Here is a 21661-nt window from a genome sequence, read left to right as displayed (position 1 = left end):
GGGCATGCGCCATAGGCAAGCCCGCACGCCACCTCCCCGGCGAGAAGACAACGAGGATCAACCTTGGCCAAACCAGCCAGCAAGGGCAAAGCCAGCGCGCCGTCAGCCGCCACGCCGACCGCCGACGTTTCGGGCAACGCCGATTTCGTGCTCCATTCGCTCCAGCAGACGCACGCGAAGGCGCCGCGCTATCAGGCGAGCGACGACGAACTGCTGAAATTCTACGAGCAGATGCTGCTGATCCGCCGGTTCGAGGAACGCGCCGGCCAGCTCTATGGCCTCGGCCTGATCGGCGGCTTCTGCCACCTCTACATTGGACAGGAAGCGGTCGCGATCGGGCTGCAGAGCGCGCTCGACGCGGACAAGGACAGCGTGATCACCGGCTACCGCGATCACGGCCACATGCTCGCCTACGGCATCGACCCCAAGGTCATCATGGCCGAGCTGACCGGGCGCGAGGCCGGGATCAGCAAGGGCAAGGGCGGGTCGATGCACATGTTCTCGACCGAGCATAAGTTCTACGGCGGCCACGGCATCGTCGGCGCGCAGGTCGCGCTCGGCGGCGGGCTGGCGCTGGCGCACCAGTATCGGAACGATGGTGGGCTGTGCCTCGCCTACTTCGGCGACGGCGCAGCGAACCAGGGCCAGGTCTACGAGACCTTCAACATGGCATCGCTGTGGAAGCTGCCGATCGTCTTCGCGATCGAGAACAACCAGTACGCGATGGGCACCAGCACAGCGCGTTCGAGCGCGGAGACCGAGTTCTATCGCCGCGGCACCGCGTTCCGCATCCCCGGCATGGACGTGAACGGGATGGACGTACTCGAGGTGCGTCAGGCGGCCGAAGTCGCCTTCAAGCACGTGCGCGAGGGTAACGGCCCGGTGCTGATGGAGCTCAACACCTATCGCTACCGCGGCCACTCGATGTCCGACCCGGCGAAGTATCGCACCCGCGAGGAGGTGCAGGACCAGCGCGAACACAACGACCCGATCGAGCGGGCGAAGAAGGAACTGATGGACCGCGGCCGCAGCGAGGACGAGTTGAAGGACATCGACAAGCGCATCCGCGCCCAGGTGTCGGAAGCGGCCGACTTCTCAGAAAGCTCGACCGAGCCGGCGCCGGCCGAACTCTACACCGACGTGCTGGTGGAGAGCTACTGATGGCGCTCGAACTCAAGATGCCCGCGCTCTCGCCGACGATGGAAGAGGGCACGCTCGCCAAGTGGTTGGTCAAGGAAGGCGACGAGGTCCACTCGGGCGACGTGATCGCCGAGATCGAGACCGACAAGGCAACGATGGAATTCGAGGCGGTCGACGAAGGCACGATCGGCAAGATCCTCGTTCCCGAGGGCACCGAGAACGTAAAGGTCGGTGAAGTCATCGCAACGATGGCAGGTGAGGGCGGGGAAGCACCCGCTCCCGCTCCCGCTCACGAAGCCCCGGCGCAGCCTGCCGTCGAGCAAAAGGCCGCGGAGTCCGAAGCGCCTGAACCTTCGCCCACCGCCACCGCGCACCGCGCCGAGATCGAGCACCAGTTCCACAACAAGGGCCCGGCGCGCGATCCGGAGGTGCCCGAAGGCACGGCGATGAAAACCGTCACCGTCCGCGAAGCCCTGCGCGACGCGATGGCCGAGGAAATGCGCCGCGACGAGCGCGTGTTCGTGATGGGCGAGGAAGTCGCGCAGTATCAGGGCGCCTACAAGGTCACCCAAGGCCTGCTCGACGAATTCGGCCCCAAGCGGGTGATCGACACCCCGATCACCGAGTACGGCTTCGCCGGCATCGGCAGCGGCGCCGCGATGGGCGGCCTGCGCCCGATTGTCGAGTTCATGACCTTCAACTTCGCGATGCAGGCGATCGACCACATCGTGAACTCGGCCGGCAAGACCAACTACATGTCGGGCGGCCAGATGCGCTGCCCGATCGTGTTCCGCGGCCCCAACGGAGCGGCGAGCCGGGTCGGCGCGCAGCACAGCCAGAACTACGGTCCGTGGTACGCCAGCGTCCCCGGCCTGATCGTCATCGCGCCGTACGACGCGGCCGACGCCAAGGGCCTGCTCAAGGCCGCGATCCGTAGCGAAGACCCGGTGGTCTTCCTCGAGAACGAGCTGGTCTATGGCCGCACGTTCGACATCCCCGACCTCGACGACCACGTCCTGCCGATCGGCAAGGCGCGGGTCGTGAAGCCCGGCAAGGACGTGACCATCGTCAGCTACTCGATCGGCGTCGGTCTCTCGCTCGAAGCGGCGGAGAAGCTCGTCGTCGAGGGCATCGATGCCGAAGTCATCGACCTCAGAACCCTGCGCCCGCTCGATAAGGCGACTGTGCTCGAGAGCCTGGCCAAGACCAACCGCATGATCGTGGCGGAAGAAGGCTGGCCGACCTGCTCGATCTCGTCCGAAATCATCGCCATCGCGATGGAGGAGGGCTTCGACCACCTCGACGCGCCCGTCTTGCGAGTGACCGACGAGGACGTGCCGTTGCCCTATGCTGCTAACCTCGAGGCGCTGGCGTTGATCGACAGCGACCGGATCGTCGCCGCCGCGAAGAAGGTCTGCTACCGCGGCTGACGCCTACTGGTAGTAGTCGGCGACGCCTTCGTACTTGTCGCAGCTCGCGATCGGGTCGGGATCGGCCGGGTCGCGCTGGTGAATGTCTGTCAGGTCGCGGTTCTCGCGCACGTTGAAGGCGGCGGTCGCCTTTAGCGTGCCGGCGCTGGTGAAGGCGCTCGAGATGAGCGGCTGGTAGACATAGGCGACCTCGACGAACATCACCGCCTCGTCGTCGAACGCCACGATCTCCTCGCCCGGCGGGCCCATGCCGGCGAGGCTGCCGTCGAGGCCGTCGCCGGCATGGCCATAGGTCGACAACTGGTGCAGTTGGCCCATGCAGCGCTGCCAGTGGATGTACTGTTGATTCTCGGTGTCGGGCACGACCTCGAGGCTCGACAGGATCACCCGGCCGTGATCGTAGAACTCGAACGCGTCGCCACCCTGGACGTGCGCGCCGTAGAGCACGTCGTTGATATCGCTCTCGTAGATCTCCGCCTTGCCAAGCAGCGAGTTCTCACCGACGCGCGAGGCATTGTCGGCGATCAGCACCGCGATCTGGTTGATCCGCATCTGCACGATCGCCTGGTTGGCGGTTTCCACGCCCCACAGGCCCGCCGTCATCAGTAGCGGCGCGGAGAGCGCAAACTCGGTCATCGCCACGCCGGAGCGGTGACATAGCAGGCGCCGGAAGGAGCGGAGAAACCCGGTCATGGGCAATTGCCCACCGCGCTGTGCACTTCCTGCGCGTCCCACGGCTGGTTCCGCAGCACCGTCACCGCTTCGGTGGTGTAGGTGTCCGATAGCCCAACAATCTCCGCGGCCGCGAAGGCGCGGTGGTAGCTGACCTGGACCACGTAGAGGATCGCGTCGCGCGCGCCCCCGCCGCCTGCTGAGCCGCGATCCTCATCCCACTGGCCGTTACCGTTGGCGTCTTCGAACGGCTCGCCGTCGTTGCACGCGCCGTTCTTGTCGATGTCGGTATAATCCTCAGCCCGGTGCACGTCGCTGAAGCTGGAGTATGCGCGGCGCGAGAACGTCAGACGGGCATCAGGGACGATCGCGTGCACCGCCGCGCTCACTTTGGCGTCGATCGCGGCGGTGTTGCCGGCGACCGCCTGCACGGTGGAATCGCGCGCCGCCTTCTGCACCGCGCCCTGCAGCTGCGACTGCATGTAATAGTTGTAGCCCATCTCGAACATGCCGAGCAGCAGCATCAGCAGCACCGGCGCGATCAGCGCGAACTCGACGAGCGTCGTGCCGCGCTCGTCCCGGGTGAGGTGCGCGCTCACCGCTCGATCCTCAACCGGCTCATGTTCTTGGCGATGGTGGCGAAGCTTGCGTTGAGCTCCACGGCGTCGGCGGCTTCGAAGTAGTGACCTGGCCCCGCGCAGTCTTTCATGATCGGATTGAGCGAGGTACCGAAGCCGATCACCCACACGGTGACGTTGCGCTTTTTCACCTCGTCGCAGACGAAAGCGAACCGGCGCTCGACGTGTTGGGTAAGGCTTAGCGAGGAATTGCTCGACCATCGGCGCTTGTCGATCGGCTCGAAACCGTAACTCGAGTAGCTGAGGTCGTTGGGCGCTGTTTCGCCGTCGGTCAGGAAGATGAGGTTGCGGTTGGTCGGCGAGTTCGCGCTGACATCAGCGTTCTCCTCAGAGAACAGCCCGGTGGGCGAGATCAGCCGGCCGCCCCAGATCATGCCGATATCGTGGTAAGTGCTTCCGCTGGCTTTGAGGGTCGCAAGGTAATGGTCGATGTCGCCTTCGTCGAGCTCGGTGAGCTTCATCGCCGGCGGTGGGCATGCGGCAGTGCCGAGCGCGCTGACCGAAACGAAATCCTTGTCGGAGTTGACGACGTTGCTCGTCAGACTGCCGCTCCCGCTCCATTCCAGCGCCCGGGCGTAGATCAGCCGCGGGTACATCGGCCGCCACTGGGTGCTCGGCTTGCCGGCTGTCGGCACCAGATCGATGTCTAGATCGAGCGCCTTCGTCAAACTGACGTTGTCGTAGTCGGTGATCTCATACGTATCGCGTTCTTCCATGCAGCCGTTGCTGTCGGCGCGCCAGTTGGACACGTCGTACGAATACCGCTTGTACTGCCACTTGGCGCTCACGTCGGAGGGCGAGAGCTTGCGCGATTGATAACCCCAGGTGCTGACGACCCAGTCGTCCTCCAGCAAACCGCCGACGTTCACGTTGGTCGAATAAGGCACGAAGCCATAACGGATCCGCGTCCCGGCCTGCTTCGCCGCCTGCAGCTGGAGATAGAAGCTCTTCACGGTCTGCTTGAGCGTATTGATCTTGCTCAGGCTGTCTCCGGGGTTGGTCTGCGCCATCGACCCGGTGACATCGAGCACCATCATCACGTCGGTGTTGCTGAAGTTGATTTGCGCCTGGCAATCGACCGCGATCGGCACTTCGTTGAAGCCGAAGATGCGCATGATCGTGGTCGGGACGGTGACGCTGGCGGTCCCGGCAATAGAGTAGTCTTCGTCCAGCGTCATGCTGAACCGCCGGTCGGTCGATCCGTAGGCGCCGTCGCGGAAGTTGATGTTGAAGAACCGCTGGCCGATCTCGCCGGTGGATTCAGGAATCGTGCCGGTCACCGCCGCTTCCGAGCCAAGCCGTTTGCGCGCCGCCAGCACGCCCGCGTCGCAGGCTTGCTGCAGCCGCGCCTGGGCGAGGTAGGAGCGGCCCATGTCGACCCCGCCGCCGACCATCGCCATGATCGGCGCGATCGCCGCCGCGATCATCGCCAGCGTGTTGCCCGCGCGGTCGCGCGCCAGCCGCGCGAAAAAACCGCGGGGCTTGGTACGGGGAGGGCGGGCGCAATCCGTCACGCTGTCCGGATAGCCGGGGCGGCGTGTGGGTTTCCCTTAGCGGAGTGGTTAACCTGCTAAGAATGGCGGGTGGGTGGGGCGCTATTCGTTGACCACGAAAAGGGAGCGTGAATACGAGATTTCCGGGCCCGAGATGCCGGCAAAATCGAGGAACGTCGGCAACTGATAGGTCATCGTCAGCGTCAATTCGCGCGCGCCGGGAAAGGACTGCGCAGTGGGGCTGTCGACAGCGATATCGATGCTGTCCCGGTCGAGCAGGTATGGGCTGGTGGTCGCCACGGCGAGGCCCGTGTTTTCGATCTGCACGTCTGTCAGCTTGTTATCGGTCTGATACTCGACAGCCACGCTGCGGGCAGTCTCGGTAATCGCATTGCGCATCGCGTTATACGATTGCATCCATACGCCCACCTGGAACACGCCGAGCAGCATGGTCAGGAAGACAGGCGCGATCAGGCCGAACTCGATCGCCGCCGAGCCAGTCCGATCCTTTAAGAGGCTGCGCCCGCGCATCACGAAATCTGCACCGTGCGGCGCACGTGGTACTCGAAACTCGTGCCGAAGCCCCATTCGGTCCACACCGGCTGATATTCGTCGCTCAGGTGGATTGCGATGTAGGTGTTGAGCGAATCCTCGCTGCACGACGGCGCGGTCGGGCCGTCGACGAGCGCACCTGAGCCGCAGCGATACTTCCAGCTGAGGTCCACGTGCTGGAGCGGAAGGCCCGCGCTGGCCGCCACCTTTTCCTGAACCAGAGTCTTCTCCGCGTCCGTGTCCGGCACCGTCGCGAGCGCGATCTCGGTCGCCTGCTCGGCGGCAGACTGCAGCTCGCTCTGGCGGGCGACCATCGCGCTGGTTTCGAACCCACCGACCGCGAGGACGATAAGCACCGGCGCCACGATCGCGGTCTCGATCAGGGCCGTGCCGTCTTCGCGCGCGCGGAGGCGCTGGAGAAAGGCTTGAATGCGCGTCACGAAACGAGCCGCACCCGGTCCCTCAGCTTCAACACCGCGTCGTCTTCGGATGCTTCCGTATTGGGCGGGCAGAAGCTCTCCATGGCGGCGTTGCCGCTGATGGTGATGGTGGACGCCACCAGCATCAGACACTGCGCGGTGACCCCCGCGGTGCCTTTGATGTCGAGCGAGCTCTTGGGCAGGTAGACGGTGCCGTTGAGGATCGTCTCGGCGTTGCCGTTGAACTTGTTGCCGGTGTTCCCTTGCGAGTTGGGATCTTCGAAGATCAGCATTCCGGCGAGCTTGACCGCCTGGTCGTGGGTCACGCCGGCTGCTTCGAGCTGCGACACGCTCATGGCGGTTAGGTTCACGTTCGCACCGCCGTTGATCACGAGCCCCGCACCGTTCTTGAGCACGAACATCACGCCCGAACCGGTCTGGTTGTATTGGGCGTGGACGGTGAGCGTACCACCGTCGATCACGTAAATGCCGCTCGTGTACACGACGTCGCACTTGAAGGTCATGTCGCTGTAGGTGCCGGGCAGCAGCACCAGCGCGCCGGCCGGGGCGGGGTCGGTCGTGGTGGTCCCCTCCGTGGTCACGGCGTGGGGGTTGGTGTAGGTGACCGTCGTCGTCGTGGTCGACTGTTGGTAGACCTTGCTGTTGCCCGAGCCGTCGATCCAGTCGTAGTCCGACTTGGTCGGTCCGGTGACGACGGTGTTGGAAGTCGGCAGGGACGCCAGCGTGACGTTCGTCTGGGTCGCGGTGGTATCGACGTTCGTCTTCTTGAACGATCCGTTGTAGGTAATCGTCGAGTAGCTGTTGCCGCTCTTCTTGTAGTAAACGTACGTAATCTGCGTCCGCGTGGTGATCTTGTCCGCGACATAGGTCGTGGTCGACGGAGTCGTCGTTGTCTTGCCCTTGGGGCAAGTCGCACTGCGCGGCGTGTTGTTGGTCGGCGGCACCAGATCCTTGAACGGGTCGACCAGGCCGGTTTGGTTCTCCAGCACCTTGTCGTCGGTGTTATTCTTGAACCATTCGTCGATCCCGCCCGCGGCGATCAACCAACCGGCATCGATCGTGGGATTGCCGTCGACCGAGATCGCCTCCGCGGCGTCCGACAGCGCGGCGATGCCGCAGCCGGCAATGAACTGCGCACTGCCGCCGATAGTCACTGCCCCCGAGGCGTCCTCATCGACCGCGATCAGGCAGCTCGTGTAAGTCACGCCCTTCTCGAAAGCCGCCTGCGAACGGACGCGAACGGTTGTCGCCGATCCGGTCAGGAAGCTCGAGAACGGCAGCGACTTGGTCGCCGAAGCAGTGACCACGACGCTGTTCGATGTACCGGTGGCCCAGTTGGCGAGCGTCACGCTAGGGGCGGACGCGAAGGTGGAGGTCTGCGACAGGTTGGCCGTGTATTCCTGCTGCGCGCGGGTGGCGTAGTCCGCCTCGGTTTCGCTGCTGGTGCGCGCATAGGCGCCGGCAATCGCCGCCTGGTCGACCGCGTACTGCAGCTCCGACTTCCACATGTACCACTGCGACATGTCGACCGCAAAGCCCGCTCCGCCGATAAGCGCCGGAACCCCGGCGGCGACGATCATGAGCGCGTTGCCGCTTTCGTTGCGCCGCAAGCGCTTGAAGAACTGGGAGATCGCCCGCATCAGGCTGTCCTCGCGAAGAAAAATGGCCGGTCCGGGCACGCCATAGCGAAGGCAGGGTAAGCGCTTCGCCAAACTTCATGGTTAATAGAACCTTGCCTCCTTCGCGCCCGACCGGCTGACGCTTGCGAAGGGTGCCGCAATCGGACATCCGAGTGCCGTGAGTGACCCGCAGCAAACCGACCCTGCTCATGCGATCGCGCTCGCCTGGCAGCCCCGCGCGACGCGGGCGGCGCTGGCTTCGCTGTTCGAATTCGACCGCCGGATGGCTGGCGTGGTGGCGCGCGCTCGCGAGCCGATGCTCGCGCAAGTCCGGCTGGCCTGGTGGCGCGAACGGCTGGGCGAGGACACCTCACTCGGCACCGCGGGCGAACCTTTGTTGACCGACTTGGCTTCGCGGTGGGGGAGCGGCGCCGCGAAACTGACGCCGCTGATCGATGGCTGGGAGGGGCTTCTCGGTGAGGCGCCCCTGGGAGAACCGGCGCTGAGCGGGTTCGCCGACGGGCGGGGCAGGGCGCTTGCCGCGTTTGCGGAGTTGGTCGGAGCTGACGCGCATTCCTTCGCCGTGTTGGCGGCCGGACGGTGCTGGGCGTTCGCGGATCGGGCTTCGCGCAGTTCGGACGCGCAGGAGCGCGAACTCGCCCGGTCACTCGGCCGCCAGGAGCCGCTCGCGCCGATCCGACCACGAAGTCTGCGCGGGCTCGCGGTCCTCGGCGGGCTGTCGCGCCTTGCCCTCGATCGCGGGGAGCCGTTGCTGGAGGGGCGCGGCGCCGCGCTGACCGCGATGCGGCTTGGCTTGTTCGGCGGTTAGCTTATGACGGGCGCATGGGGCGAGGTCGCAGCGCATGAACCGGTTGATTCTGGGCGGATTCATTACGCTCGTCCTGGTCGGGATCGGCCTGTTCTGGTGGCAGGGCCGGGCCGAGGTCGAGCAAGGCGCGCCGCCGCCGATGGCGCAGCCGGCCAAGCCTTCACCGGACGACTTGCCGACCGGCGCCGCACAGAATCTGCGCGGTCCTGCGCCGCCGCAAGCGACGGAGCTCAGCAAGGAAGAGCAGCGCTTCTTCCGCTACGACCGCAATCGTGACCGGCGAATTACGCGAAACGAGATGCTGTCCACCCGCAGCGACGCGTTCCGCAAGCTCGACAAGGACGGCAACAACCTGCTCGATTTCGAGGAGTGGGCGGTCGCGACCGCGCAGCGCTTCGATCAGGCCGACAGAAACCGCAATCGCGAGCTTGACCTGGCCGAATTTGCCACGACCGCGCCCAAACCCGCGAAACGCAAGCCCGGCTGTAGCTGTTAGGCGAGTTCGGCCACGCGCTCACCGATCCATTCGGCCAGGTCGGCCTTCGCGCGCTCGGTGTACGCCTCCTTGCGCGCCTTCTTGCGGACGTCGGGCAGCGGGGGAAACAGGCCGAAGTTCACGTTCATTGGCTGGAAGGTCTCCGCCTCGGCATCGCCGGTAATGTGGGCGAGGAGCGCGCCCAGCGCGGTGGTGCGCGGGGGCGAGCGCCATTCGTCTCCCGCCAGCTCGGACGCAGCCATCATTCCCGCCATCAGACCGACCGCGGCACTTTCGACGTAACCCTCGCAGCCGGTGATCTGCCCGGCGAAGCGAACGTGCTCCGCGCCCTTCAGCCGCAACTGGCGGTCGAGCACGGTCGGCGAATTGAGGAAGGTATTGCGATGCAGCCCGCCGAGCCGCGCGAACTCGGCATTCTCCAGCCCCGGAATGGTGCGGAACAGCCGCACCTGCTCGGCGTGCTTCAGCTTGGTCTGGAAGCCGACCATGTTCCACAAGGTGCCGAGCTTGTTGTCCTGCCGCAGTTGCACAACGGCGTAGGGCCAGCGCCCGTTCGGATGCTCGGCCGTCGCCCAGTGGGGGTTGTCAAGGCCGACCGGCTTCATTGGCCCGAAGCGCAGCGTTTCCGGACCACGCGCCGCCATGACCTCGATCGGCATGCAGCCTTCGAAGTAGGGGGTGCTGGCTTCCCATTCGCGAAATTCGGTCTTCTCGCCGTCGAGCAAGCCCTGGACGAATGCGTCGTACTGCTCGCGGTTCAGCGGACAGTTGACGTAGTCCTTGCCGCCCTTGTCCCAGCGCGCGGCCATCCAGCAGACGTCCATGTCGATACTGTCGCGATGCACGATCGGCGCGATCGCATCGAAGAACGCGAGGCTGTCCTGCGCGGTGGCTCCGGCGATGCTCTGCGCGAGCGAGGCGGCGGTGAGCGGACCCGTGGCTACGATCGTCATGCCAGCGTCGGGGAGGGCATCGATCCGCTCGCGCACGATCTCCACGTTCGGCAACGCCGCCAGTTCGCGTTCGACTTCGGCCGACAGCACATCGCGGTCGACCGCCATCGCCGATCCGGCCGGCACGCGGGCCACCTCGCCCGCGCGCATGATCAGGCTGTCGAGCGCGCGCATTTCGTAGTGCAACAGGCCGACCGCGTTCTTCTCGCTGTCGTCTGAGCGGAACGAGTTCGAGCACACCAGTTCCGCCAGCCCGGCGCCCTGATGCGCCGGCGTCGTGTCGCCGCCGCCGCGCATTTCCGACAGCCGCACGCGAAAACCGCGTCGGCCGAGCTGCCAAGCCGCTTCGCTGCCCGCGAGGCCGCCGCCGATGATGTGGATGTCATGCGCCATTCCGCGCCGCCTAGAACTTGCACCCCGTGCTGTTCAAGGGCAGTTGCGCGCACCGGGGAAGGGGAAGCCATGCCGAAACGTGCATTGATCGAGAGCCGGCCGTGGCTGGTGGCGGGCATCGCGCTCGCCATCGCCTTCTGGCTGGTCGCCGATGGCGCACCGGGCGGCACTTTCAAAATCGTGCTCAAGGGTGCGTCGGTGGCGGCGCTCGCGGGCTACGCGCTGTCGCGCAGCAACGCGCGCGATGCGCGGATGATCGCCGCGGTGATGGCCGCTGGAGCGACCGGCGACGTGGCACTGGAGCTGAGCACGGTCGCGGGCGGCGCGTTTTTCCTGCTGTCCCACCTGATCGCCATCGCGCTTTACCTCAGCAACCGGCGGCCGCAGACCTCGTCGACGCAAAAGGCCGCAGCGGCGGCGCTATTCGTCGGCGTGCCGCTCTCTGCGTGGCTGCTCGCGCGAGATCCGATGGCGGTGATCTACGCCACCGCGCTCGGCGGGATGGCGGCGACCGCGTGGCTCAGCCGGTTCAGCCGCTACAACGTCGGCATCGGCGCGCTGATGTTCGTGGTGAGCGACCTGCTGATTTTCGCCCGCCTCGGCGGCGTGCTCGATGAAAGCGTGACCGGCTGGCTGGTCTGGCCGCTGTATTACGCGGGCCAGCTTCTCATCTGCACGGGCGTCATACGCACTGTGCGGCGGGATCACCGCGCCTAGGCTTGCGCCGCGATCGTCGTGCGGTGCAATTCCCGGCGGTGGCCTTCGTAGCCGCCGGTGGCCCGGTGGAGGACGGCGCGGTTGTCCCAGATGACCAGCATGCCCGGCTCCCAGGTGCGGCGATGGACGAACTCGTCGCGCGTCTGCCACGCGTAGAGCTCGCGAAGTAGCGGCATCGCGTCGTCCTCGGGCATGCCCTCAATGCCGATGATATAGCCGAGCGCGCTGAAGAACCCGCGGCGGCCGGTCTCGGGGTGCGTGGCGATCAGCGGATGGCTCTGCATCGCCATCGCGGTTTCGCTGGGGCGGATGTCCATCGAACGCCCCTTGTCGCCCTCGCCATAGGTGCCCTTGGGCGCGTAGGCATACCGCGCGCTGTGGATCGCGGTCAGGCCTTCGAGCTGGCGTCGGCGCTCGGCAGGGAGGGCTTCCCACGCGGAGTGCTGATCGGCGAATAGCGTGTCACCGCCCACCGGCGGGATATCGACCGCCAGCAGGCAGGTGCCGGCGGGCGGTTGGGCGAGAAAGCTCCAGTCGCTGTGCCAGTTCTCCGCGAAGAGCGGGCTGGTCTCGTCGGCCTCGCGGCGAATGGCGGCGATGTGACTGTGGCCCTCGATCGGGGCGAAGAACGGGTCCTCGCCGAACCCGCCCATGGCGATGGTGAAGCGCTCGAGCGCGTCGTCGTCCATCGCCTGGTCGCGGAAGGCGAGCACGCGGTGCTCGAGCCATGCGGCGCGGATTTGGGCAACGAGGTCAGCGGTGAGCTCCTCGGCGATGTCGACGCCGGTGACCACCGCGCCGCATGCCTCGCCGGAGGGCTCGACCCGCATCATTCCTCGTCGGGCTCGCCGGTCATGTCGGCGTCGCTTTGCGGCGTCGTCTCGGGCCGGGTCTCCTCGGCATCGCGCGCGAGCATCTCCTCGACGATCGCCTCTTCGGCTTCGTTCTCAGGCTCGGCTTCCTCGTCGAGGCGCACCGCGCTGACCACGTGTTCGTTGTCCGCGACGTTGAACAGCCGCACGCCCGCGCTCGCACGGCCGATCACTCGCAGCGAATCGAGGCCGATGCGGATGAGCTTAGCCTGGTCGGTCACCAGCATGAGCTGGTCGGCCTGCGTCGCGGTGAAGCTCGCGACCACCGGACCGTTGCGGTCGATGTTGTCGATGTTGGTGATGCCCTGGCCGCCGCGGCCGGTACGCCGGTACTCGTAGGCCGAGGACAGCTTGCCGTAGCCGTTGGCGCAGACGGTGAGGATGAACTGCTCCTTCTCGGCTAGTTCGGCGAAGCGCTCGGACGACAGATCAGGGTCACCTTCCTTCTCCGCCTTCCACGGCGCGAACCGCAGGTACTGCTCGCGCTCCTCGGCCGCGGTGCCGACCTTGTGCAGGATCGACAGCGAGACGACCTCGTCCTCGCCCAGCAGCCGCATCCCGCGCACGCCGGTGCTGGTGCGGCTGACGAATTCGCGCACGTCCTCGCCATCGAAGCGGATCGCCTTGCCGCACTTGGTCGCGAGCAGCACATCGTCGCCCGCTTCCAGCAGCGCGACCCCGATCAGACGGTCCGCGCTGCCGTCCTCAAACCGCATCGCATACTTGCCGTTCGACGGGATGTTGGCGAACGCATCCATGCTGTTGCGCCGGACATTACCCTTGGCGGTCGCGAACACCACGGTGAGCGCGCCCCAGGTGCTTTCATCCTCGGGCAGCGGCAACACTGCGGCGATCGTCTCGCCGTCGTCGAGCGCGGGCAGCAGGTTGACGATCGGCCGGCCGCGTGTGGCGGGCCCGCCCTCGGGCAGACGCCAGACCTTCAAGCGATAGACCTTGCCCGCGGTCGAGAAGAACAGCACCGGATTGTGCGTGCTGGTGACGAACATGTTCGACACCGCGTCTTCCTGCTTTGTCGCCATCCCGGCGCGGCCCTTGCCGCCGCGGTTCTGCGCGCGGAAAGTCGAGAGCGGCGTGCGCTTGATGTACCCGTCGAGGGTGACGGTCACGACCATCTCATCGCGCTCGATTAGGTCTTCGTCTTCGAGACCGTCCCACGCGGGCGCGATCTCGCTGAGGCGCGGAGTGGCGTAGAGATCGCGGATCTCGATGAGCTCGCCGCGCATCACGTCGTACAGCTTCGCGCGGTCGCCGAGGATGGCGAGATAACCCTCGATCGCTTCGGCCAGTGCCTTGAGCTCGTCGCCGATCTCGTCGCGGCCGAGCGCAGTGAGGCGGTGGAGGCGCAGCTCGAGGATCGCACGCACCTGGCGCTCGGACAGGCGGTAGGTGCCGCCGTGCTCTTCAGCGCTCGGCTCGATCGCCTCGACCAATGCGATGTACTGCGCGATGTCGCCGATCGGCCATTCCTTGGCGAGCAGCGCGGCGCGCGCCTCGGCTGGATTGCGCGAGCCGCGGATCATCGCGACCACTTCGTCCATGTTGCTGACCGCGATCACCAGGCCGAGCAAGATGTGCGCCCGCTCGCGCGCCTTGTTGAGCTCGAACTTGGTGCGGCGGGTGATCACCTCCTCGCGGAAGGTGATGAACGCCTGCAAGATGTCCTTGAGGCCCAGCGTTTCCGGCCGCCCGCCGCGGATCGCCAGCATGTTGGCCGGGAAGCTCGCCTGCGCCGGGGTGTGCCGCCAGATCTGGTTGAGCACGACTTCCGCCGTGGCATCGCGCTTGAGGTCGATGACCACGCGCACGCCCTGGCGGTTCGATTCATCGCGGATGTCGGAGATGCCCTCGATCCGCTTGTCCTTCGCAGCCTCGGCGATCTTCTCGACCAGGCCCGCCTTGCCGACCTGATAGGGGATCGAGGTGAACACGATCGACTCGCGATCACCCCTGCCGCGCTCGATCTCATGCCGGGCGCGCATGAGGATCGATCCACGCCCGGTCATGTAAGCGTTGCGCGCGCCCGATTTGCCGAGGATCAACGGCGCCGTCGGGAAGTCCGGCCCCGGGATGATCTCCATCAGCTCATCCGGCGCCATCAAGGGATTGTCGATCAGCGCGAGGCAGCCGTCGATCACTTCACCGAGGTTATGCGGCGGGATGTTGGTCGCCATGCCGACCGCGATGCCGCCCGCGCCGTTGACCAGCAGGTTGGGGAAGCGCGCCGGCAGCACTGTCGGCTCTTTGCGCGAACCGTCGTAGTTGTCGGTGAAATCGACGGTGTCCTTGTCGAGATCGTCGAGCAGGCTGTTCGCCACCCGCGCCAGCCGCGCTTCGGTATAGCGCATGCTCGCCGGGGGATCGGGGTCCATCGACCCGAAGTTGCCCTGGCCGTCGATCAGCGGCACGCGCAGTGACCACGGCTGCACCATGCGGGCGAGCGCGTCGTAGATCGCGCTGTCGCCGTGCGGGTGGTAGTTGCCCATCACGTCGCCGACGATCTTGGCGCTCTTACGATAGGGCCGGCCGGCGACGAAGCCGCCTTCGTTGCTGGCGAACAGGATGCGCCGGTGGACCGGCTTCAAACCGTCGCGCACGTCGGGCAGCGCGCGCGCCACGATTACGCTCATCGCGTAATCGAGGTAACTCGTCTTCATCTCGTCGACGATGTCGATGCGAGCGTATTCAGCCGGGTTCGGCGGGGTCAGGGTTTCGGTATCGTCAGCCAATGTTTTCGTTTTCTATGTGGCGCGCGGAACATCGCGCTGCGGACGGCAAAAAGCCTAGGGGAAGGGGGCCGGAACTGCCAGTTTGGAGGGTACCAAGCCGGCGATCCGGACGGTCTTTTCCACATAAGAATGCGGGTGGCTCAAAGCAACCGCTGAGCGGCGGCTGACAGCCCCGTTCAAAGCGCGTTCACGGCCCGATCTCTAGAGACAATTGCATTGTCCGGCGCGAGGCGTATTGGCGCGCTTGTCCGGCAAAGGGCCGTAATGACCTGGCCGTCCATCCACTCATGGGAGACCACTCGATGACCTTTTTCCGCAAGCCTGGCGCCGTGTCGCGCTTCGCCCTCGCGATCGCGCTGTCGACCGGCGCCGCGCTGACGCTCGCCGCGCCCGCCCAGGCCGCCAAGAAGCAGGAGCAGCCGGCCGGTCCGAAGACCGAATTCTCCAAGCCGTTCCAGGCCGCCTACAAGCCGTTCTACGACGTCATCAAGGCGAAGGGCGACATCACCACGATGAAGGCGAATCTGCCCGCGCTGCAGGCCGCCGCGCAGACCGCCGACGACAAGTTCACCGCCGGCCAGACGATGTACAACATCGGTCTCGCGTCGAAGGACCTTGCGATGCAGCGCGAGGGCGTCGCCCAGATGATCGCCAGCAACAGCGTGCTGATCAACGACAAGGGCACTTTGCTCTACGCCTCGGCCGAGCTCGCCTATAATTCGAAGGACTACGCCGCCGCGCGCACCTTCACCCAGCAGGCGATCGCGGCGGGCTTCACCGGTGACACCGACTGGCTGCTCGCCAATGCGTTCTTCAACGACAACCAGGTCCCGGGCGGCATCGACGTGCTGGACAAGGCGATCGCCAAGAAGGTTGCCGCGGGCCAGACCGTCCCGGAAGACTGGCTGAAGTACGGCTTCAGCAAGGCCTACAACGCCAATCTCGACGCTCAGGCCGGCAAGTTCGCCTTGCTCTACGCGCAGCTCTATCCGACCCGTGCGAGCTGGACCAACGCAATTTCGGTGCAGCGCAACATCGGCGGCTTCGACGGTCAGGAACTGCTCGACGTGCTCCGCCTGGCAGACCGTACCGGCACGCTGCAGACCGAACGCGACTATGTCGACTACATCTCGGCGGTCGATGCGCGCCGCCTGCCGGGTGAGACCCAGCGGATCATCAAGGCGGGGATCGACGCCGGCAAGCTGCAGAAGAGCGACGTGTTCGTGTCCGAAGCGGACAAGATTTCGGCGGGCCGGGTGGCAGCCGATACCGCGGACCTGCCCAAGCTGGCGGCCGATGCCAAGGCGGCGAGCGCGACCGCGGCGACGCTGATGGCGGCGGGTGACGCGTTCCTCAGCTACCAGAAGCCGGTCGATGCGGAGCAATTCTACACGCTCGCGCTCGCCAAGCCGGGCGTCGATACCGGACGAGTGCTGACCCGCCTCGGCATCGCGCAGGCTGATCAGGGCAAGTATGCCGAGGCGCAGGCGACGTTCGCCAAGGTGCAAGGCCCGCGCCAGCCGATCGCGCAGTTGTGGGCGCTCTACGCCGCGCAGGGCGGCAAGGCGCCGACGCAGTAAGCATCGAATCCGACTACAAAACGGGGCGCGGATCCAGCTGGGTTCGCGCCCCTTTTTTTCAGCGCAGTCGCTTGACCCATAACTCGGCGCCCTCGCGGCGCTCGACCTTGAAGTTGGGCAGGGAGCGGAACATCGACGACAGGCTGCTGAAGCCGTAGTTGCGCACGTCGAAGCTCGAGCGGTTGCCGGCGATCTGGCCGACCTGCTGGACCCGAGCCCAGCCTTCCTCGTCCCGCTTGGCTTCCTTGTAGGCGGCGCCGATCAGCTCCATCAGCTCGGTATCCGCCGCCAGGTTCTGCGCGGCGTCGTTTTGCGACGTAGCAGTGGGCGCGGCTTCCTGCGCCTGGCTGGTCTTGATCAGCTGGTCGACGTCGATGAAGCGGGTGCAGACCGACTTGAAGGCCTGCGGGGTCTTGGCGCTGCCGAAGCCGTACACGACGATCCCGTCCTGCCGCAGCCGGGTGACCAAGGGGGTGAAATCGCTGTCGCTGCTCATGATCCCGAAGCCATCCACCTTGCCCTGGTAGAGCAGGTCGATCGCGTCGATCGTCATCGCCATGTCGGTGGCGTTCTTGCCTTTGGACACGTCGAACTGCTGTTGCGGGCGGATGCCGTAGCGATTGGTGATCGTGTCCCACTTCGCCAGACCCTGCTTGGCGAAGTTGCCGTACGCGCGGCGGATGTTGACCTGGCCCAGTTCGGCCATGACCGTCAGCACCGGGTCGATGGCGGTCGGAGTGATATTGTCCGCGTCGATCAGCAACGCGATGTTCTTGAGGTTTTCGTTGTTTTCCATGCGCGGCTAGATGGGCCGCGCGGCAGACTTAGGCAACCGGGGCGAACTCGCCGGTTTCCTCATCGAGCAGGTGCAGGACGCCGTCGGAGATCGCAAAAAAGGCGCCGCGCAGCTTGAGGCGGCCCTGGCTTTCCAGCTCATTGACGCACGGGAAGGTTCGCAGGTTGGCGAGGCTGACCTTGACTCCGGCCTCCTCCATCGCCCGCTCGGCCTCGCGGCCCTCGGTACCGTGCTTGGCGACGACTTCCGTGCGCGCCTCGTCCAGCAGGTCGATCCAGTCGGCGATGAAGCCGCCGTTGCCGGGCTCAGTGCCGTGGACGCTCTGGGTCAGCGCGGCCTTGCAGCCGCCGCACATGCCGTGGCCCATGACCACGATCTCGCGCACCTTGAGGAATTGGACCGCGAACTCGAGCGCGGCGGAGACACCGTGATGGCCGGGAGTGGTCTCGAACGGCGGCACCATCGCGGCGATGTTGCGGACGGTGAAAATCTCGCCCGGATCGGTGTCGAACACCAGCGCGGGATCGGTGCGGCTATCGGCGCAGGCGATCACCATGACCTTTGGCTCCTGCCCCTCACGCAGAGCCGCCCAGCGTTCGCGGCGCGGCTCCCAGCCGGTTTCGCGGAAGCGGCGGTAGCCTTCGATCAGGCCGGCGAGTTCGAGCGAGGGTTGAATAGCCATGTCGCGCCGTTGCCGCACGGCATTGCGCCTGACAACCCCCGGCACTAAGTGCGCGGCATGAACGACCTCGCGTCCGCGCCCATCGCTCCCCGCCAGCGCAAGCCCGACTGGATCCGCGTCAAGGCCCCCGTCAGCAAGGGCTACCACGAAACGCGCCAGCTGATGCGCGATCTCTCGCTCAACACCGTATGCGAGGAAGCGGCGTGCCCCAACATCGGCGAGTGCTGGACCAAGAAGCATGCGACGGTGATGATCCTGGGCGACGTCTGCACCCGCGCCTGCGCGTTCTGCAACGTCAAGACCGGCATGCCGCGGATGGTCGATCCGCTCGAGCCGGAGCACGTCGCGACCGCCGCCGCCAAGCTGGGGCTGGAGCACATCGTGGTGACCTCGGTTGACCGCGACGACCTCGCCGACGGCGGGGCGGGGCAGTTCGTCAAGGTGATCGAGGCACTGCGGCGGGAGACGCCGAACACCACGATCGAGATTCTCACGCCTGATTTCCGCAACAAGATGCGGCCCGCGGTCGAAGCGATCGTCGCGGCGGGGCCGGACGTGTACAACCACAACCTCGAGACGGTTCCGCGGCTCTATCCGACGATCCGGCCGGGTGCGCGGTACTACGCCTCTCTGCGGTTGCTCGAGGAAGTGAAGGCGCACAACCCGCTGATCTTCACCAAGTCCGGCGTGATGCTCGGGCTCGGCGAGCAGCGGCTCGAAGTGCACCAGGTGATGGACGACATGCGCAGCGCGGATGTCGATTTCATCACCATGGGCCAATACCTCCAGCCGACCCCGCGCCATGCGAAGGTCGAGGAGTTCGTCACCCCCAAAGCATTCGCCGCCTACGGTGCGATCGCCCGGGCCAAGGGCTTCCTACAGGTCGCGGCGAGCCCGCTGACCCGCTCAAGCTATCACGCCGGCGACGATTTCGCCCAGATGCGCGCCGCGCGCGAAGCGAAACTCGCCCGCCAAGGCGCCTGATGCCCGGCATCCACGAAGTCCGCCGGCTGCCCTACAGCGCCGAGCAGATGTTCGACCTGGTCGCCGATGTAGGCCGCTACGGCGAATTCCTGCCGTGGGTTGTGGCGACGCGGGTGCGTTCGGACAGCGAGACCGAACTGGTCGCCGACATGCTGGTCGGCTTCAAGCACTTGCGCGAGAAGTTCACTTCGCGGGTCGAGAAGGACCGCCCGCGGCGGATCGAAGTGTTCTATCTCGATGGGCCGATGAAGGATCTCGACAATCGCTGGCTGTTCACGCCCACCGATGACGGCGGGTGCGAGATCGACTTCTGCGTCGATTTCACCTTCCGAAGCAGCGTGTTCGAAGCGCTCGCGGGCCAGTACTTCGACCGCGCGTTCCGCAAGATGATGGCGGCGTTCGAGGACCGGGCGAACGACCTCTACGGCAGCAGCAGTTCCAGCGCGACCAGCGCCGCCTGACGGCGGATCTCGCTCCGCCCCAGATCGCCGAAATGGCGCATCTCGCCCTCGGGTTCGCCATTCTCGTCGCGCCGCGAGCGGGCGAACACGACCGTGCCGACCGGCTTCTGTTCGCTGCCACCACCAGGCCCGGCGATCCCGCTGATCGAGACCGCGACATCGGCCTCGCTGCGGTCGATCGCGCCTTTGGCCATCGCCCACACGCACGCGATCGACACCGCGCCGAACGTCTCGATGATGTCGCCCGAAACGCCGAGCATCTGCTGCTTGGCCTCGTTCGAATAGGTCACGAAGCCTGAGTCGAGCACCGCGGACGAGCCGGCGATCTCGGTCAGCGCCGCGGCGACAAGGCCGCCGGTGCAGCTTTCCGCCACCGCCACCTTGCGCCCCGCCGCCGCGTTCTCCTCGACGACCCGCCGCGCGAGCGCGACGATGTCGTCAGGCAGGAGGCTGTCAGCCACCCTTGGCGTCCTTCTTCTTGTCGTCGCGCTCGGCCATCTCGATCACGAACCCGACCAGGCCCGCGATGTTCTCCGGCGGCAGCGGCGCCAGCAGCTCCAGCCCGCGCTCGACATCGCCGCAATTCTCCGGCTTGAGCTTGGTCGCGACCATGGTCGAGATCGTCGCGTCGACGAACGGCTTGAGCGCGGAGTCCGGCATCTGGCCGAGCATCGCGCCCATGCCCTTTTCTTCCTTCGCACCGAGCTGCATCAGCGCGGTCTTGGCGGCCGGCCAGGCGGCCTCGGACCCTTGCGAGAACCGGGCGAGCAGCGCATCACCCTGCGTCGCCAGATACCCGTTCGCGGAGAGCTTGGGACCGCAGCTCGCCCGCACGCCCGAAAGGAGGTGCGGCAGCGAGTAACGTACCGCGGCCTGCACCGCGGCAGGCGACATTTCTTCCGCCTGCGCGGTGGCGGGCAGAAACAGCGCCGCGGCGGCGGCGATGGCGGCAAGCTTTTTCATTCGAAAATCCCCTCTAGATACGAACCACTGTGGCCACGGCCTGCGCGGCAATCCCTTCGCCGCGTCCCGTGAAGCCGAGCCGCTCGGTGGTAGTGGCCTTCACATTTACAGCGCCTAAATCCACGCCCGCAAGCTCGGCGAGTTTCGCCTGCATGACTTCTCGGTGCGTTCCAATCTTGGGCGCCTCGCAAATGAGCGTGAGGTCGATGTTGCCGACCCGGTACCCGGCCTGTGCGACCAGTGACACCGCATGCTGGACGAACCGCGAGGACGGCGCGCCCTTCCATTGCGGGTCGGTGGGCGGAAAGTGCTGGCCGATGTCCCCCGCGCCGACCGCGCCGAGCAACGCGTCGACGACGGCATGTAGCCCGACATCGGCGTCGCTGTGACCGGCCAGACCAAGGTCATGCTCGACCCGCACCCCGCACAGCCACAGCTCTTCGCCGGGCGCGAGACGATGGACATCGAAACCCGTGCCGACCCGCAATGTCATCGACGCCTCCTCAAAGTCATGCGCAAAAGTCAGCTTGGCGAGCGTTTCGTCGCCCTCGACCAGCGCCACTTCACCCCCGGCGGCCCGCAACACTTGCGCGTCGTCACCTGCGGTTGGATCTCCGGTCGACGCCCGATGGGCGGCAACGATGTCGGCGGTGCGAAAGGCTTGCGGCGTCTGTACCCGGCGCAAGGCGTCGCGGTCGGCCGAGCCGGCCATCAGGCCATTCTCGGCGATCGCGAGGCTGTCGGTGATCGGCAGCACCGGAATCGCCCCCGAACAGGTGTTCAGCGCCTCGATCAAGCGCTTGATTGACAGGTGCGGGATGTTCGGCCGGGCGGCATCGTGGATCAGCACCCGCTCGCTCCCCGCCACCGCCTCCAGCGCCCGCGCCACCGACTCCTGCCGCGTGGCCCCGCCTGTCACGAAGGTAACGTCGAGCCCCGCCAGCGCTACTCCCGCAACCTCTTCAGCACCAGCAGGAATCGCCACCACCACTGGCGCTGCTCCGACCGTCAGCAGCGTCTCAACCGAGTGCCGCACTACCGGCTTCCCGCGCCAGAAGGCGAACTGCTTCGGCACCGGCTGGCCCGCGCGCAGCCCTTGACCCGCGGCGACGACGATGGCGGCAAAGGCGGGGAGGGTGCTCATGGGCCTGCGCGCCGCTACCGCCTTGCGCGCACCCCTTCAATCCACTATGCGCTGCCCAAA

At 66.2% G+C, this 21661-nt stretch carries 22 protein-coding genes; 8 read left to right on the top strand and 14 right to left on the bottom strand.

Translation table 11 applies throughout. The features are described from left to right. Positions 1 to 63: 63 nt before the first annotated feature. Positions 64 to 1161 (top strand): pyruvate dehydrogenase (acetyl-transferring) E1 component subunit alpha, encoded by a 1098-nt coding sequence (pdhA, locus tag ELY12_RS01255; protein WP_126174892.1) that lies wholly within the window; start codon positions 64 to 66, stop codon positions 1159 to 1161. Next, complete coding sequence (locus ELY12_RS01250; protein WP_126174891.1) at positions 1161 to 2570, top strand: pyruvate dehydrogenase complex E1 component subunit beta; 1410 nt, start codon at positions 1161 to 1163, stop codon at positions 2568 to 2570. Before pdhA ends, ELY12_RS01250 begins: the two co-directional genes overlap by 1 nt. A 3-nt stretch (positions 2571 to 2573) precedes the next feature. Here ELY12_RS01250 and ELY12_RS01245 read toward each other — a convergent pair whose 3' ends face one another. From ELY12_RS01245 to ELY12_RS01220, 6 genes are all read right to left on the bottom strand, one after another. Then, positions 2574 to 3263, bottom strand: coding sequence for a TadE/TadG family type IV pilus assembly protein (locus ELY12_RS01245; protein WP_126174890.1), 690 nt, complete (start codon positions 3261 to 3263; stop codon positions 2574 to 2576). Further along, positions 3260 to 3841: a TadE/TadG family type IV pilus assembly protein gene (locus ELY12_RS01240; protein ID WP_164549370.1), complete on the bottom strand. Its 582-nt coding sequence runs from the start codon at positions 3839 to 3841 to the stop codon at positions 3260 to 3262. Before ELY12_RS01240 ends, ELY12_RS01245 begins: the two co-directional genes overlap by 4 nt. Further along, positions 3838 to 5394, bottom strand: coding sequence for a TadE/TadG family type IV pilus assembly protein (locus ELY12_RS01235; protein WP_126174888.1), 1557 nt, complete (start codon positions 5392 to 5394; stop codon positions 3838 to 3840). The genes ELY12_RS01240 and ELY12_RS01235 overlap by 4 nt, the downstream gene beginning before the upstream one ends. An 81-nt stretch (positions 5395 to 5475) precedes the next feature. Continuing rightward, the gene (locus tag ELY12_RS01230) at positions 5476 to 5904 is read right to left on the bottom strand and encodes a TadE/TadG family type IV pilus assembly protein (protein ID WP_206435745.1); all 429 of its coding nucleotides are present in this window, start codon (positions 5902 to 5904) and stop codon (positions 5476 to 5478) included. Next, positions 5904 to 6365: a TadE/TadG family type IV pilus assembly protein gene (locus ELY12_RS14200; protein WP_164549368.1), complete on the bottom strand. Its 462-nt coding sequence runs from the start codon at positions 6363 to 6365 to the stop codon at positions 5904 to 5906. Before ELY12_RS14200 ends, ELY12_RS01230 begins: the two co-directional genes overlap by 1 nt. Then, positions 6362 to 8005 (bottom strand): TadE/TadG family type IV pilus assembly protein, encoded by a 1644-nt coding sequence (locus ELY12_RS01220; protein WP_126174886.1) that lies wholly within the window; start codon positions 8003 to 8005, stop codon positions 6362 to 6364. The genes ELY12_RS14200 and ELY12_RS01220 overlap by 4 nt, the downstream gene beginning before the upstream one ends. Positions 8006 to 8162: 157 nt before the next feature. Between ELY12_RS01220 and ELY12_RS01215 the strand changes: the two genes are divergently transcribed. Continuing rightward, a complete protein-coding gene (locus tag ELY12_RS01215; RefSeq protein WP_126174885.1) occupies positions 8163 to 8813 on the top strand; it encodes a hypothetical protein in 651 nt (216 codons plus the stop codon). 34 nt (positions 8814 to 8847) lie between these two features. Further along, positions 8848 to 9309, top strand: coding sequence for an EF-hand domain-containing protein (locus ELY12_RS01210; RefSeq protein ID WP_126174884.1), 462 nt, complete (start codon positions 8848 to 8850; stop codon positions 9307 to 9309). On the opposite strand, the gene trmFO is transcribed toward ELY12_RS01210, so the two are convergent. Beyond that, positions 9306 to 10655 (bottom strand): methylenetetrahydrofolate--tRNA-(uracil(54)-C(5))-methyltransferase (FADH(2)-oxidizing) TrmFO, encoded by a 1350-nt coding sequence (gene trmFO, locus ELY12_RS01205; RefSeq protein WP_126174883.1) that lies wholly within the window; start codon positions 10653 to 10655, stop codon positions 9306 to 9308. The two genes, ELY12_RS01210 and trmFO, sit on opposite strands and share 4 nt — an antisense overlap. 69 nt (positions 10656 to 10724) lie before the next feature. Here trmFO and ELY12_RS01200 point away from each other — a divergent pair, with 69 nt between their 5' ends. Then, positions 10725 to 11372 carry a lysoplasmalogenase family protein gene (locus tag ELY12_RS01200; protein ID WP_126174882.1) on the top strand — a complete coding sequence of 216 codons (648 nt, stop codon included), beginning with the start codon at positions 10725 to 10727 and terminating at the stop codon, positions 11370 to 11372. Here ELY12_RS01200 and ELY12_RS01195 read toward each other — a convergent pair. Continuing rightward, complete coding sequence (locus tag ELY12_RS01195; protein ID WP_241229671.1) at positions 11369 to 12202, bottom strand: TauD/TfdA dioxygenase family protein; 834 nt, start codon at positions 12200 to 12202, stop codon at positions 11369 to 11371. The genes ELY12_RS01200 and ELY12_RS01195 overlap by 4 nt on opposite strands. Next, complete coding sequence (gene gyrA, locus ELY12_RS01190; RefSeq protein ID WP_126174880.1) at positions 12202 to 14991, bottom strand: DNA gyrase subunit A; 2790 nt, start codon at positions 14989 to 14991, stop codon at positions 12202 to 12204. The genes ELY12_RS01195 and gyrA overlap by 1 nt, the downstream gene beginning before the upstream one ends. 302 nt (positions 14992 to 15293) lie before the next feature. Here gyrA and ELY12_RS01185 point away from each other — a divergent pair, with 302 nt between their 5' ends. After that, a complete protein-coding gene (locus ELY12_RS01185; protein WP_126174879.1) occupies positions 15294 to 16571 on the top strand; it encodes a hypothetical protein in 1278 nt (425 codons plus the stop codon). 58 nt (positions 16572 to 16629) lie between these two features. Here ELY12_RS01185 and ELY12_RS01180 read toward each other — a convergent pair whose 3' ends face one another. After that, positions 16630 to 17367, bottom strand: coding sequence for an NYN domain-containing protein (locus tag ELY12_RS01180; protein WP_126174878.1), 738 nt, complete (start codon positions 17365 to 17367; stop codon positions 16630 to 16632). A gap of 28 nt (positions 17368 to 17395) precedes the next feature. Beyond that, positions 17396 to 18049: a carbonic anhydrase gene (locus ELY12_RS01175; RefSeq protein ID WP_126174877.1), complete on the bottom strand. Its 654-nt coding sequence runs from the start codon at positions 18047 to 18049 to the stop codon at positions 17396 to 17398. A 57-nt stretch (positions 18050 to 18106) separates the two neighbouring features. On the opposite strand from ELY12_RS01175, the gene lipA reads away from it, so the two are divergent. Next, complete coding sequence (gene lipA / locus ELY12_RS01170; RefSeq protein ID WP_126174876.1) at positions 18107 to 19033, top strand: lipoyl synthase; 927 nt, start codon at positions 18107 to 18109, stop codon at positions 19031 to 19033. Continuing rightward, positions 19033 to 19494: a type II toxin-antitoxin system RatA family toxin gene (locus tag ELY12_RS01165; RefSeq protein WP_126174875.1), complete on the top strand. Its 462-nt coding sequence runs from the start codon at positions 19033 to 19035 to the stop codon at positions 19492 to 19494. The genes lipA and ELY12_RS01165 overlap by 1 nt, the downstream gene beginning before the upstream one ends. Here the strand turns inward: ELY12_RS01165 and ELY12_RS01160 are convergent. Genes ELY12_RS01160 through ELY12_RS01150 form a run of 3 tightly spaced genes read right to left on the bottom strand, consistent with a single transcriptional unit; the run spans position 19455 to position 21601 of the window. Then, a complete protein-coding gene (locus ELY12_RS01160) occupies positions 19455 to 19955 on the bottom strand; it encodes a CinA family protein (protein WP_126174874.1) in 501 nt (166 codons plus the stop codon). The two genes, ELY12_RS01165 and ELY12_RS01160, sit on opposite strands and share 40 nt — an antisense overlap. Then, complete coding sequence (locus ELY12_RS01155; protein ID WP_126174873.1) at positions 19948 to 20457, bottom strand: hypothetical protein; 510 nt, start codon at positions 20455 to 20457, stop codon at positions 19948 to 19950. Before ELY12_RS01155 ends, ELY12_RS01160 begins: the two co-directional genes overlap by 8 nt. A gap of 13 nt (positions 20458 to 20470) precedes the next feature. Next, a complete protein-coding gene (locus tag ELY12_RS01150; RefSeq protein WP_126174872.1) occupies positions 20471 to 21601 on the bottom strand; it encodes a bifunctional 2-C-methyl-D-erythritol 4-phosphate cytidylyltransferase/2-C-methyl-D-erythritol 2,4-cyclodiphosphate synthase in 1131 nt (376 codons plus the stop codon). Between the last annotated feature and the right edge of the window lie 60 nt (positions 21602 to 21661).

It is taken from the genome of Tsuneonella rigui (assembly GCF_003958625.1).
GTDB lineage: Bacteria > Pseudomonadota > Alphaproteobacteria > Sphingomonadales > Sphingomonadaceae > Tsuneonella > Tsuneonella rigui.
Note: the sequence above shows the minus strand (reverse complement) of the source record. Positions and strands in the feature narration are given on the sequence as shown.

Coding starts and splice junctions, on each gene's coding strand:
- ELY12_RS01250 (WP_126174891.1), top strand. CDS start 1,161: ATGGCGCTCGAACTCAAGATGCCCGCGCTCTCGCCGACGATGGAAGAG.
- ELY12_RS01245 (WP_126174890.1), bottom strand. CDS start 3,263: ATGACCGGGTTTCTCCGCTCCTTCCGGCGCCTGCTATGTCACCGCTCC.
- ELY12_RS01230 (WP_206435745.1), bottom strand. CDS start 5,904: ATGCGCGGGCGCAGCCTCTTAAAGGATCGGACTGGCTCGGCGGCGATC.
- ELY12_RS01220 (WP_126174886.1), bottom strand. CDS start 8,005: ATGCGGGCGATCTCCCAGTTCTTCAAGCGCTTGCGGCGCAACGAAAGC.
- ELY12_RS01210 (WP_126174884.1), top strand. CDS start 8,848: ATGAACCGGTTGATTCTGGGCGGATTCATTACGCTCGTCCTGGTCGGG.
- trmFO (WP_126174883.1), bottom strand. CDS start 10,655: ATGGCGCATGACATCCACATCATCGGCGGCGGCCTCGCGGGCAGCGAA.
- ELY12_RS01200 (WP_126174882.1), top strand. CDS start 10,725: ATGCCGAAACGTGCATTGATCGAGAGCCGGCCGTGGCTGGTGGCGGGC.
- ELY12_RS01195 (WP_241229671.1), bottom strand. CDS start 12,202: ATGCGGGTCGAGCCCTCCGGCGAGGCATGCGGCGCGGTGGTCACCGGC.
- ELY12_RS01185 (WP_126174879.1), top strand. CDS start 15,294: ATGACCTTTTTCCGCAAGCCTGGCGCCGTGTCGCGCTTCGCCCTCGCG.
- ELY12_RS01180 (WP_126174878.1), bottom strand. CDS start 17,367: ATGGAAAACAACGAAAACCTCAAGAACATCGCGTTGCTGATCGACGCG.
- ELY12_RS01175 (WP_126174877.1), bottom strand. CDS start 18,049: ATGGCTATTCAACCCTCGCTCGAACTCGCCGGCCTGATCGAAGGCTAC.
- lipA (WP_126174876.1), top strand. CDS start 18,107: ATGAACGACCTCGCGTCCGCGCCCATCGCTCCCCGCCAGCGCAAGCCC.
- ELY12_RS01165 (WP_126174875.1), top strand. CDS start 19,033: ATGCCCGGCATCCACGAAGTCCGCCGGCTGCCCTACAGCGCCGAGCAG.
- ELY12_RS01155 (WP_126174873.1), bottom strand. CDS start 20,457: ATGAAAAAGCTTGCCGCCATCGCCGCCGCCGCGGCGCTGTTTCTGCCC.
- ELY12_RS01150 (WP_126174872.1), bottom strand. CDS start 21,601: ATGAGCACCCTCCCCGCCTTTGCCGCCATCGTCGTCGCCGCGGGTCAA.